This window comes from Cellvibrio sp. PSBB023, assembly GCF_002007605.1.
Classification (GTDB): Bacteria; Pseudomonadota; Gammaproteobacteria; order Pseudomonadales; family Cellvibrionaceae; genus Cellvibrio.
The window spans coordinates 292,143-304,494 of the sequence record NZ_CP019799.1 but is presented as its reverse complement, the minus strand read 5'-3'; the positions used below and the strand labels follow the sequence as shown (position 1 = coordinate 304,494).

General features: G+C 48.0%; 13 protein-coding genes and 1 pseudogene. 11 read left to right on the top strand and 3 right to left on the bottom strand.

Going from position 1 to position 12,352, the window contains the following annotated elements; all coding sequences use genetic code 11:
* The first annotated feature begins 477 nt into the window (after nt 1-477).
* The 4 genes from B0D95_RS01405 (at nt 478) to B0D95_RS01390 (ending at nt 3,365) form a co-directional block, all read left to right on the top strand.
* Complete coding sequence (locus B0D95_RS01405) at nt 478-768, top strand: hypothetical protein (protein ID WP_078042213.1); 291 nt, start codon at nt 478-480, stop codon at nt 766-768.
* Nucleotides 769-1,414: 646 nt separating this feature from the next.
* Nucleotides 1,415-1,723 (top strand): transposase, encoded by a 309-nt coding sequence (locus B0D95_RS01400; RefSeq protein ID WP_210403668.1) that lies wholly within the window; start codon nt 1,415-1,417, stop codon nt 1,721-1,723.
* 11 nt (nt 1,724-1,734) lie between these two features.
* The gene (locus B0D95_RS01395) at nt 1,735-2,583 is read left to right on the top strand and encodes an IS3 family transposase (protein WP_246841778.1); all 849 of its coding nucleotides are present in this window, start codon (nt 1,735-1,737) and stop codon (nt 2,581-2,583) included.
* Between the two features lie 50 nt (nt 2,584-2,633).
* A complete protein-coding gene (locus tag B0D95_RS01390; protein ID WP_078042212.1) occupies nt 2,634-3,365 on the top strand; it encodes a hypothetical protein in 732 nt (243 codons plus the stop codon).
* A gap of 48 nt (nt 3,366-3,413) precedes the next feature.
* On the opposite strand, the gene B0D95_RS01385 is transcribed toward B0D95_RS01390, so the two are convergent.
* Nucleotides 3,414-4,373 carry an IS110 family transposase gene (locus B0D95_RS01385; RefSeq protein WP_078042211.1) on the bottom strand — a complete coding sequence of 320 codons (960 nt, stop codon included), beginning with the start codon at nt 4,371-4,373 and terminating at the stop codon, nt 3,414-3,416.
* A 339-nt stretch (nt 4,374-4,712) separates the two neighbouring features.
* Here B0D95_RS01385 and B0D95_RS20625 point away from each other — a divergent pair, with 339 nt between their 5' ends.
* Together B0D95_RS20625 and B0D95_RS01375 are read left to right on the top strand one after the other, a co-directional pair.
* Nucleotides 4,713-5,051, top strand: coding sequence for a hypothetical protein (locus B0D95_RS20625; protein ID WP_210403667.1), 339 nt, complete (start codon nt 4,713-4,715; stop codon nt 5,049-5,051).
* Nucleotides 5,052-5,200: 149 nt separating this feature from the next.
* Nucleotides 5,201-5,536, top strand: coding sequence for a hypothetical protein (locus B0D95_RS01375; RefSeq protein WP_078042209.1), 336 nt, complete (start codon nt 5,201-5,203; stop codon nt 5,534-5,536).
* Nucleotides 5,537-5,576: 40 nt separating this feature from the next.
* Here the strand turns inward: B0D95_RS01375 and B0D95_RS20965 are convergent.
* Both B0D95_RS20965 and B0D95_RS01365 read right to left on the bottom strand, forming a co-directional pair.
* A pseudogene (locus B0D95_RS20965) lies at nt 5,577-5,738 on the bottom strand (IS110 family transposase); the annotation flags it as partial.
* A gap of 140 nt (nt 5,739-5,878) precedes the next feature.
* Entirely contained in the window at nt 5,879-6,610 is a 732-nt protein-coding gene (locus tag B0D95_RS01365) for a hypothetical protein (RefSeq protein WP_078042207.1), read from the bottom strand.
* Between the two features lie 175 nt (nt 6,611-6,785).
* On the opposite strand from B0D95_RS01365, the gene B0D95_RS01360 reads away from it, so the two are divergent.
* The 5 genes from B0D95_RS01360 (at nt 6,786) to prmA (ending at nt 12,258) form a co-directional block, all read left to right on the top strand.
* Entirely contained in the window at nt 6,786-8,582 is a 1,797-nt protein-coding gene (locus B0D95_RS01360; RefSeq protein ID WP_078042206.1) for a protein-disulfide reductase DsbD, read from the top strand.
* Between the two features lie 320 nt (nt 8,583-8,902).
* Entirely contained in the window at nt 8,903-9,340 is a 438-nt protein-coding gene (aroQ, locus tag B0D95_RS01355) for a type II 3-dehydroquinate dehydratase (RefSeq protein ID WP_078042205.1), read from the top strand.
* Between the two features lie 64 nt (nt 9,341-9,404).
* The gene (gene accB / locus B0D95_RS01350; protein ID WP_078042204.1) at nt 9,405-9,869 is read left to right on the top strand and encodes an acetyl-CoA carboxylase biotin carboxyl carrier protein; all 465 of its coding nucleotides are present in this window, start codon (nt 9,405-9,407) and stop codon (nt 9,867-9,869) included.
* A 72-nt stretch (nt 9,870-9,941) separates the two neighbouring features.
* Nucleotides 9,942-11,282, top strand: a complete 1,341-nt coding sequence (gene accC, locus B0D95_RS01345; RefSeq protein ID WP_078042203.1) for an acetyl-CoA carboxylase biotin carboxylase subunit — start codon at nt 9,942-9,944, stop codon at nt 11,280-11,282.
* A 94-nt stretch (nt 11,283-11,376) separates the two neighbouring features.
* Nucleotides 11,377-12,258, top strand: a complete 882-nt coding sequence (prmA, locus tag B0D95_RS01340; protein ID WP_078042202.1) for a 50S ribosomal protein L11 methyltransferase — start codon at nt 11,377-11,379, stop codon at nt 12,256-12,258.
* Nucleotides 12,259-12,352: the final 94 nt, after the last annotated feature.

The following is a 12,352-nucleotide window of genomic DNA, read 5'->3' as shown; positions in this document are numbered from 1 at the left end:
GGTTTGAAGAATGCCAAACTAGAAGGCAGCCTGGTGCTAATAGAGTAAAAGCTATAGTTATCCCTTTAAAGAAAAGAAACGCGGCAGCTACAAAACAAAAGGTTGCTAGAAGCAATATGAGAAAGGAATGAATAAGGCGTTGAATTAGTTGCATTGGAGGCACCAATTGGCTAGTTAAAACCGTCAGCGCAAAAAGCCACTGGCCTTTAAACGCTAATTGCTGCCCCTGTCGTACCCCGAGGCGCGGCTCTAACCAGCTACTAGAAAAGTACATTTCCAGCCTGGCGCTCTGTTGGTAAAGTATACGTGGTTTAAGTTTATGTCAAGCCCTAACAAGGCGGTCAAACACCGTTCCGCTTCGCTCCACTGGACAGAATTTAAATAGCTTTTTTGTGGTTTTACTTCGTAAAATATTTCCACAAAAAAACTACTTAAATTCTGCCGTTTACCGCAACGTTACGTGTACGAGAGGGAAGTATGAACTCTGCTGAAGTATTAGAAAAATATAAATCAGTTCTTTTTAAAGCGAAAATTGTATCTGTAATTGCAATAATTTTTGCAATACCGAAACTTTTTATTGGCTTTACGAGCTATACCACTTTTTTAGGCATTAGTAGTAATGTTGCATTGTTGTTGTTTACCCTAGGTTTCGTACCCTATATTGTGTTCTTTTATAGCTACTGGAAATGCCCATCGTGCAATAAATTTCCAGGTTCTGGCTGGGCGCGGAAAGAGTGCCAGCATTGTCATGTAATGCTCAAAGAATAAATTTACTAAATCATTTTTAGTTTTTTTGGGTCTTTTTTTCTGTTTCATCTAAAATCAGGCTAAGGTCGAAATACACGTAACAAAGCGTAGCAACCCGCGCACTTCGTGCGCTGGACAGTTTGTAAGTCGCAGCTTTGTGGTTTTGCTGCGCAAAAGTAACCCACAAAACTACAACTTACAAACTGCCGTTGTACGCGGCGTTATAGAGTGCGAATTGTTTTGAAACGTGCCTCGTAGAAATTTAATCGCAAGCAGCTACTTTTTGGCTTTATCCTAAGCTTCAAAGAGTGCGTTGTCGTTCCGGTACTAGTAGAAAGTGTGTGGAAACGCGCTTCGTATTTTGGGTTGCCAATAAGTAGGTTTATTGCCATTATCGGCAACTGTAATTTTAATCGGTGCCATGGTTGGCGGCCTTCAAAATCCCGCCTTGTTTAATCTCAAACCATCGCATCTATAACAAGGTGCAGCAACACGCCGCTGCGCGGCTGGACAGTTTGTAAGTCGCGCTTATGTGGTTTTGCTACGCAAAAGTATTCCACAACGCGCAACTTACAAACTGCCGTTGTGCACAACGTTAGGCTTCCGAGTTACCCACGAACAGTAGACACCCTGTATAGTTAGAAAACCCTATATGGAGGTGCTTATTATGGCACGCAAGAAAACACAAGCTTACACCGAAGAGTTTCGCCGTGAGGCCGTTAAACGTGCGGAGAAGGAAGGTAACACGACTGCATCCGTTGCCCGTGATCTCGGCATTAGCGCCCAACAAATCTATAACTGGCGACGTCAGTTTACCCGCCTTTCTGAAAAACAATTTAATACGGTTGCGGGCGTTGATTATTCAAAAAATGAAAGCGACGAGGTGCGCCAGCTAAAGCGGAGAAATGCAGAGCTGGAAAAGGAGCTGGCCTTTTTAAAAAAGGCAGCTGCGTACTTTGCGAACCAGCACGAGTAAAGTACGCGTTAATTCGTGAGCATCTGGACGCATTTCCGGTGTCGCTAATGTGTCGGGTGCTATCTGTCTCTCGCAGTGGTTATTATCGTTGGGTTGATAGGGAAAAGAGTCCGCGGCAACAACGGGAATGCCGTGAGCGTCAGATAATTGATACCTATGCCACTTACAAGGCACGCTATGGTGCGCCGCGAATCGCCAAAGAATTGCATGCAATAGGCCAGCCTTGCTCTGTTAACTTTGTGGCCAATATACTGAAATTACAAGGTTTAAAAGCCCACAACGGCAAAGCCTTTAATTATGGCAGCCACGCGTTGACGATGCATAATGTGGCTGAGAACCTGCTCTGGCGTCGATTTGGGGCGAACAAACCTAATGAAAAATGGACAACGGATATTACGTATATCTGGGTTGAAAAACAGTGGCTCTATCTAGCGGCGGTTATGGATTTATACTCGCGCAGTATTGTTGGTTGGTCGCTGGATACCAGCATGACGGAAGCGCTCATTACGGACGCCTTGCGCATGGCGTTTGAACGCCGCGATATTAAACCTGGGCTCATCATCCATTATGACCGAGGCATCCAGTATCGTGCTCAAAAATATATTGATTTTATGCGGCGTCATGATGCTGTTCCGAGCATGAGTCGCAAAGGGAACTGTTGGGATAATGCACCAATGGAATCGTTCTTCAGCCGTTTGAAGGTCGAATTAATTTATACTCAGCAATTCCACTCGATTGAGGATGCAAGATCGAGTATCTTTGAATACATAGAAATTTTTTATAACCGCTTACGCAGGCATTCCAGCATTGGTTATGTTGCGCCAGCAGAGTTTGAACAAATGACAGCCTTGGCTGCATAGTTAGGGTGTCTACTTTTTATGGGTAAGACCAGCTTCAGGATAAATGTGCAGTGAACATTTTTAAGCAAATAGTAAAAGAATTCTATATTCCATTAATCTTGTCCGTTTCATGGGTTCTATACAATATTTATGGTGGTAGCAATGGGACAGAGTGGACTACTCAAAAAGTAGTTAATGTATTTGGGCCGACCTTTTTTCTTTTAAGCTGGCTTACAGGTCAATTTTTTCGAGTAAAGAAACAAACCAGAGTTGAAAATAGCTTTGGAGCTATGGAGTCACGGTTTAAAGAGCTTTTAGAAAAGGTAGAAGCCAAAACCGAAGAAATGATTGGCCATATATCTGGAGGAAATAGCTTCCCTTGGTTTCAAGTAAGTATGATTGATAATTCAACTAACATTGGGTTGTTAATGGCTATGCATCAAGGCAAGCACCCTTTGTATGACGTTAGTGCAAGAATCGTAGACCTAAATAAGTTTGAGCAAGTTAAAACAAAATTCTCTCTAGCTACACTTGGTTATACAGACACCAATATAAATTTGGGAAATATGACTTCTTCAAATGTAAGGCTCGTCCAACAGTGGAAGTTGGAAAGTGAGCCTGAGCAGTCATACAACATTTTTTTTACTGCGAGGAACGGAAGTTTTATTCAAGAGTTGAGGCTTAAAAAAATTTATGGCGTTTGGGTGTCCGCAACGAAAATCTCTAATAATGACAACGTAGTACTTTATGAGCAAATTGACAAAAGTTATCCAAAAAACTCGAAAGGTATTGTGTCCTGGTAAAAGCCTAACAAGCGACTGTGGTAAAAAATCAATACCTACGACGCAAATTTACTTAGCCTGCCACTCGCAATTATCTCGCACCATGGCATTTAAAATCGTCACCATTTTTCGCATGCAGGCCGTAAGCGCAACCTTCTTGTGCTTACCCTGCTGGACGAGCTTTTTGTAGAATTTCTTCATAATCGGATTGCACTGAATCGCACTCAGCATCGCCATGTATAACACCGTGCGGATCGGTGCACGACCGCCTTTGATTCGGCGTCGGCCTTTCATGATGCCACTGTCACGATTGTATGGCGCAAGCCCACAAAGCGCTGCTATTTTGCGTGGCGATAGTTGACCCAGTTCAGGTAACTCTCCCAACAGCGTAAAGGTAACGCCATCACCGACGCCCGGTACCGAGCTCAGAATTTCATACGTGCGCTGCCATTCCGTGACTTCACTAACCACTTCGGCGAGCAGCTTGTTGATGCTTTCAATTTCTTTGTCCAGCACCTTAAGCAAACGTTTATGGGTTGCTGTAAGAATCGAAGGCGCTTTGTGCTGACGGTTTAATTCTTGCGTCCGTATCTCATTTAGCTGGCGCTTGCGTGAGAGTAAATCCCTGATATAACGGACTTTTTTGCTGTTAAGCGGCCTTGGCTCCGGCTTCAAAATAGCACCAAACTGTGCAATGAGCCGCGAGTCAATTTTATCGGTTTTGACAAAAACACCTTGTGCTTTACCAAACTGACGAACCTGGGTCGGCTGGACAATAATCACCGGTAATTCCCTTTCGGCGCAGGCTTCCACCAAACCTCTTTCGTAGCCACCGGTTGCCTCAACCAGAATGCGCGTGAGCTTGTAGCGCGATAGCTTTTTGATTAATTCACGAATCCCTTCCGTGGCATTGGGGTACTGCAAATAAACATCGAGCTCGAAAATGCAGACATCCAGTGTGCTTTTTCCAATGTCGATCCCTACATTTCTTTCACTACGATCAATGTGTGCGGCGGTAGTTGTATTCATAACTCACCCTTGCTACATTCGGGCTCGGAGCCCATTCGACTGTTCGAGTTAAAAGTAGAATCAGCAAGGCGCCCACGCTTGTTAACGGACTCGATAATTCGGTTCCGGCGCTGCACCGGGCTACCTTGCTGAATACCTGTTGCTGCAGGTATGGGCTCCACCTTATCGCTTTAGGAATGATAAGAAAACTGGTGAAATCAATCATACAAGGCGCAGCAACACACCACTGCGTGGCTGGACAGCTTGTAAGTCGCGCTTATGTGGTTTTGCTTCGCAAAAGTATTCCACAACGCACAACTTACAAACTGCCGTTGTGCTTAACGTTATGTGAAATCTAGCATGAACTATTATTTACATCCGAATAGAGCAAAAGAAAACTGTTCTGGCCCATTCTACACAGTGGATATTGGTTGTGATTGCGGTTGCGGCTTGCCAGAAGAATTTGCAACTTCACTGTTAAAAAACACTAATGACCGCCGGTGGCAAACATATTTTTTTAAGCAGCCTGAATCGCAGGCCGAGCTTGAATTAGCAATTAAGGTAGTTAATCTTTGCCCAATTCATGACATTCGTTACGGCGGAAAAGATCCTGAAATTATTTCGCAAATATCCTCAGGGCAGTCAGACTATGAGGTTAATGCACAAGGTGTTGTTGTTTTAAATCAAGAGCACACATAACAAAGTGGTCAAACATCGTTCCGCTTCGCTCCACTGGACAGAATTTAAGTCGCGGTTTTGTGGTTTTGCTGCGCAAAAGTAATCCAAAAAACCACAACTTACAAACTGCCGTTGAGCACGGCGTTAGTTTTCATTCAGAGTAAAGGAAAATGAAATATCTATTTAGCGTTTTTTTATTAATTATCTCTTGCTATGCTTCGGCTGGGATCTATGTTGGTCCTGTATTAATCAGCCAAATAGAAGTGTCAGATACTTTCTTTACCTTATATCTAAATACCCCTATAGCTCATGAAGGATGCCAAGAATTCGACAAAGTGATTTTATGGAAATCAGATTATCCGAATAACTACAATTTAATGTTTAGTACTGCTCTAGCGGCATTTTCATCAGATAAAAAAATTACTATGTGGGTTAATGGTTGCAAAAATGGTCCTTGGGGGAAAACTCTTCCATTGCCCGCTACCGTTGTCATTACCAAAAACTAACAAGCGACTGTGGTAGAAAATCAATACCTACGGCGCAAATTTAGCTAGCCTGCCACTCGCAGTTATCGCGCACCATGGCATTTAAAATCGTCACCATTTTTCGCATGCAGGCCGTAAGCGCAACCTTCTTGTGCTTACCCTGCTCGACGAGCTTTTTGTAGAATTTCTTCATAATCGGATTGCACTGAATCGCACACAGCATATTCATGTGAAACAGAAAAGAAACTGCTGATTTCACAAAAAAGACAGAGCTAAATCACCTTAAAGGCAAATTATCTGATTTGGAGTAGAAACATTAAAACCCAATAAAAATAGTTATAGCCTACTTTTATTGGGTTTCGATTATTGTGCGGACGGCACTAACTGTACACGTGGCGGACTACCCAATTTGATATCACCACGCACACGGTAGCCCGGCACTGCGTCGCGCATTTTTTGGTAGATCCAACGCCCTTCCACATCGGTGCGCGCAATAATCATTGCCAGACTGTCAGTGGCTTTAAGTTTTTGCGCGATTTCACTCAAGCGCGCCAGGATTTGCGGATCATCCTTACCCAGCAGACTGGCTTCCAGCAAAAATTCGTTGGCGCCGCCGCGATAGGGTTGCACAGGTGGTGCGGATTTAATTTGTTCAGTAAGCGCAACAGACACTTCTTTTATTAGCAGGTTATTTGGGTCAACAATACGGGCATTATTGAGCATAGTGGTGGCTTGGGTATAGTTGCCGCGAGCGGCGGCCTGACGAGCCAAATCCACATAACGCATCACTATGCCTTGAAGGCCGCCCTTAGCACGTTGGTTGTTAGGGTCGAGCTTTAGCACCGCACGGAAAAAGTCGTAGGCGTTGTCGTTAGCCGGGGTTAAGAGTTGATCGCGCGACAGAGTGTATTCACCATTCAGCAGAAGCATGCGAATGAGCTGCTGCTCTTTGGTGATCACTGGTGCGGGCGGCGGAACTGGCGCTGGGGCAACGGGGGCCGGTTTTTTCTGATTAGCATAAAACGGAAGCTGACAGGCACTCAGGCTAAACACCATTGCCATGAATAACGCAGCGCGACCAACAAGATTAAACATAAAGCCTTTTCTCTGTGTTGAAAGATGAGTTCTGTGTTGCGAAAGAAAAATCGCACATCACGTAAAATGATTGCGAATACCAATTGTCTAGAAAGCTGCGTATGTTACTGTAAGTCGCGCTTAAGGACACCTGAACCGGGCACTCTCCAACCATTTTGATCAAGATACTTTATCCATGCATAAGACTCGTCACTTATTTTCAGGATTCTCAGGCTACGCCAAGGCCGTGGCATTACTGATCGTCAGCCTCATCGCCTTCGCGACACCGGGCTATGCCGCCGACCCTTTTGCCAAAAACACCAGCCTCAATAGCACTACCAGCCTGCTGGGTGCCCAGGATGAATTCTTGCCGGTTGCTGAGGCATTTAAACCCGACTTCCAGATAACGCGCGAGCAGCTCACATTACACTGGGCCATCGCCGACAAATACTACCTGTACCAAGAGCGCTTCAAATTTAAAGCCGACCAACCTGTTTCGCTAAGCCCTGCTTACAGCATGGGCAAAATGAAGTACGACGAGCTGTTTGAACGCGAAACCATGGTGCACTACCACGAAGTGACGGCAACATTTGATATCAGCCAGATCCAACACGCTTTTACCTTGAAAGCAGAATACCAGGGCTGCGCTGATGCAGGTCTGTGCTATCCACCACAAAAAATCACCCTGCTTGTCGATCCGGCAATGCTCAGCGTGACCGAACAATCTGTTACCGCATCCACCGCCTCAACTACGCCCGCCACCATAAACGCACCGCCGTCCACGACTAATACTGGCTGGTTATTTGCGATGCTTCTCGCCCTGCTAGGTGGAATGATCCTGAACCTGATGCCCTGCGTGTTTCCGGTGTTATCGATCAAAGTGATGAGCCTCGCCGCTGCTGACCGCAGCAGACTGGCAGTGCACGGCTGGGTTTACACCCTGGGTATTGTGGTGTGCTTTGTCGGTTTTGCCATCGCCCTGATTTTGGCGCGCAAAGGGGGCGAAGCTGTGGGCTGGGGCTTCCAACTGCAGTCACCGGGGCTAATAGCCGCACTCACCTATTTATTCTTTGTGATGGGATTGAGCATGTCCGGCCTGATTCACTTTGGCGGCAGCTTGATGGGAGCAGGCCAACAACTGACGCAGAAATCCGGCTTGAGTGGCTCCTTTTTTACCGGCGTGCTGGCAGCCGTTGTTGCCAGCCCCTGTACAGCCCCCTTCATGGGCGCCGCCCTCGGGCTTGCCCTGACACAACCAGCACTGGTTTGCATCGCCATTTTTGCTGCACTGGGTTTTGGTATGGCGCTGCCACTATTACTGCTGTGTTACCTGCCGACACTGGCCAATCGCCTGCCCAAACCCGGCGCCTGGATGGACAATTTAAAACAAGTGCTCGCCTTCCCTCTTTACCTGAGCGCAATTTGGTTGCTCTGGGTTTACGGACGCCAAACTGGCGTTAATGGTATGGCCAGCCTGTGTATTGGTGCAGTCCTGATTACCTTTGGTTGTTGGCTACAAGGACGCCATGCCGCAGGCCTCTGGCTTTGGTTGCGCCGCTTGGCTATCGCCGCCAGTTGGATTGCTGCACTGGCACTTATTTTCCAAACACCAGCGCTCAATAATCAGGCGCAACAACAAGGACGCTGGCAAGCCTATAGCCCCGAGTTATTAGCTGATTTACGCAGCCAGGGCCGCCCGGTATTTGTAAACCTCACCGCCGATTGGTGCCTGACATGCCTTGCCAACGAACGTATTGCATTAGACACACCCGCCGTAGAAGCCGTATTCGACGCACTTAATGTGGCAACAATAAAAGGCGATTGGACCAATACGGACCCGAAAATCACCGAATTACTGCAAGAATATGGCCGCAGCGGAGTGCCTTTATACCTTTGGTTTCCCGCTAATCACACAGGCAAGGGTCAAATATTGCCGCAACTACTCACCAAGGATTTGGTAATCCGCACACTGAAAGGCGAAAATAACCTATAAATTTTTACTTTTTGGCGATTTTAGGCTCTTTTGGCGACAAATTTACACAACTTCTCGCATTGTGCCGCTATCGTGAGGGCATGATGCGGGGATAATCCTGCAAAAGTGTTATTTAAGTGCCGCTTTTTAGTATCACCACGACTAACTTCTTCAATCATGCAGGCATTTTCTGCCAACTCAACAAAATTTCGCTGCTATCGTGGACAGATCAGGGTTTTTGCGGCAAACTCTTGTCACATTTAAATCCAGACAGGCCGACACTCACCCGACATTGGTGATTTCGCGCACAAAAACAGAATATCACTGCAGGATCACAGTCAATGGCAACCATTTTGGTACTTCACGGCCCCAACCTGAACCTTTTGGGGCTGCGCGAACCAGGCATCTATGGAGCCACCACACTGGAAGACATTAATCGCAAGCTCACCCAAACTGCACTTGATGCAGGTCATCACTTGCAAACCCTGCAAAGCAATGCGGAATACGAACTCATTGATCGCATTCACGATGCCCGCAAGGAAGGGGTTGATTTCATTATTATCAACCCAGCCGCCTTTACCCATACCAGCGTTGCCTTGCGCGATGCATTACTGGGTGTAGATATTCCGTTTATCGAGGTTCACTTATCCAACGTGCACAAACGCGAGGCTTTTCGTCATCACTCCTATTTCTCCGATGTCGCCCAAGGCGTCATCTGTGGATTTGGCGCCACAAGCTATGACCTGGCGCTGCAAGCTGCTTTTACCCTGATCAAATAGCGCTTTTATTTATCAGGCCAACAACCAATATCAACCTTCAACCTATGTTGCCAAAGAGGACACTATGGATATTCGCAAAATTAAAAAACTGATCGAGCTGCTGGAAGAATCCAACATCGGCGAGCTGGAAATCAAAGAGGGCGAAGAATCTGTGCGTATCGCACGCAACAGTGGCACCACCCAATACTTCACTGCACCGCAAGGTTTTGCCGCACCCGCTGCACCAGCACCTGCTGCACCGACAGCTCCCGTAGCAGCAGCCCCTGCAGCGGCGCCAGCACCTGCAGTACCCTCTGGCCATCTGGTGAAATCACCTATGGTCGGCACCTTTTACCGCTCACCAAGCCCAGGCTCGCCGTCATTTATTGAAGTAGGCAAGCACGTTAAAGCAGGCGATGTGATTTGCATTATTGAAGCCATGAAAATGATGAACCAGATCGAAGCCGATAAAGCCGGTGTGATTGAAGCCATTCTGGTTGAAGACGGCAGCCCCGTTGAATTTGACCAGCCTTTAGTGACTATTGCCTAACCATTTGTTGTGGCTGTCGCCTCACTGTTTTAACACAGGCGACCTATTCACTAATCGCTGAGGAATTGGTTTATGTTCGATAAAATTTTGATCGCCAACCGTGGCGAAATCGCGCTGCGCGTATTGCGCGCCTGCAAAGAGTTGGGCATCAAGACTGTTGCCGTGCACTCCCAGGTTGACCGCGATTTGAAACACGTTCGCCTTGCGGATGAATCGGTGTGTATCGGGCCAAACCCGTCACCCAAAAGCTACCTCAATGTGCCTGCGATTATCGCGGCCATGGAAATCACCGACGCCGAAGCGGTACACCCCGGCTACGGCTTTCTGGCGGAAAATGCTGACTTTGCCGAGCGCGTGCAAAACAGCGGCTTTACCTTTATCGGCCCGGACCCAGCGGTTATCCGCATGATGGGCGACAAGGTTGAAGCCATCAAGGCAATGAAAAAAGCTGGTGTTCCCACCGTTCCCGGCTCCGATGGCCCGCTGCCGGATGACCCGGAAGAGTGCATGAAAATCGCCAAACGCATTGGCTATCCCATCATCATCAAGGCAGCTGCCGGTGGCGGTGGTCGCGGTATGCGCGTGGTACACACCGAAGCCGCATTAATCAGCTCCATCCACGTCACTCAGGGCGAAGCCAAAGCCGCATTTGGCGATGGCACTGTGTACATGGAAAAATTCCTGCAGAACCCACGCCACGTGGAAGTTCAGATCCTGTCTGACGGCCAGGGGCACGCCATTCACTTGGGTGATCGCGATTGCTCACTGCAACGCCGCCACCAAAAAGTATTGGAAGAAGCACCTGCACCCGGCATTCCGCAAGACGTACGCGAAGAGACTTATGCCGCCTGCGTTAAAGCCTGTATTGATATTGGCTACAAAGGCGCAGGAACCTTTGAGTTCCTGTACGAAGACGGACGTTTTTACTTTATCGAGATGAACACCCGTATCCAGGTGGAACATCCAGTATCGGAAATGGTAACCGGCATCGATTTGATCAAAGAGCAAATTCGCGTTTGCTCCGGTTTGCCGCTGTCCTACAAGCAATCCGATGTAGTCATTCGCGGCCACTCATTTGAATGCCGCATCAACGCCGAAGACCCCAAAACCTTTATGCCCTGCCCCGGCCTGGTAAAAGGTTTCCATGCCCCCGGTGGCTTGGGTGTACGGGTGGATTCTCACCTCTACAACGGCTACACAGTGCCGCCCAACTACGACTCAATGATCGCCAAAATTATCACCTTCGGTGATACCCGCGAGATCGCCCTGAACCGTATGCGCAACGCGCTGGATGAAACAATTGTGGATGGTATTCGCACCAACATCCCGCTACAGCAAATGTTGGTTCGCGATACCGAATTCCGCAAAGGTGGTGTAAACATTCACTACCTGGAAAAGAAATTGGCCGAGTAATATCAGCCGATTGACCAAAAGGGCGCGATTTATCGCGCCCTTTTGCATTCACCTCGACCAAGAGCACATCTTTTTTCACCAAGAGCAGAAGTCTATGCCCTGGCTGCAACTCAAAATCATCAGTACACGCCGCTACGCCGAATCCCTTGAGGATTCACTATTGGCCTGCGGTGCCGCCTCAGTCACACTGCAAGACAACGCAGATCAACCCATTCTGGAACCCGGTTTGGGCGAGACACCACTGTGGGACAGCGTCAAAATCACCGGCCTGTTCGATGCAGAAATTGATACCGCCAAGACCATCGCCATTGCTGAGCGGCGCTTTGGCAACCCATTGCCTGAGCACTATTGGGAACAACTGGAAGACAAAGACTGGGAGCGCGAATGGATGACCAACTACCATGCTATTCGCTGCGGTGAGCGCCTATGGATTTGCCCCAGCTGGCAACAGCCGCCGGAACCGGACAAGGTAAACCTGATGCTTGACCCCGGCCTGGCATTTGGTACCGGTACCCACCCAACCACTTTCCTGTGCATGCAGTGGATTGATCAACAGGATTTTAAAGGGCTTGACGTCGTCGACTATGGGTGCGGCTCAGGCATTTTGGGCATTGCCACCCTGCTGTTAGGCGCCAAGCGCGTGATCGGCGTAGACATCGACCCACAAGCACTACTCGCCACCACCGAAAACGCCAAACGCAATCATTTACCGGCGGATGCCATGCCCGTCTATTTACCGCCAAACTGCCCCAAAGGTCAGGTGGATGTCATGCTAGCCAATATTCTCGCTGGCCCACTGGCCGAATTGGCTCCCGCACTGAATGCCATGACCAAAGTAGGCGGCAAGCTCTGCCTATCCGGCATACTGGCGATTCAAGCAAAATCAGTGATGGCGGCCTATGAACCCTGGTTTGAATTTGATCCTGTCGCCGAACAAGAAGAATGGGTACGCCTGACGGCCACAAAGGTGAGATAGTTGGCATTGCGACGCGACAACCCTGGCTGGCGCGCGCGTCGCAATTTACCGCATAGCTCGCGAAAAGCTACACTGTGCAATCTCGCTGATTACT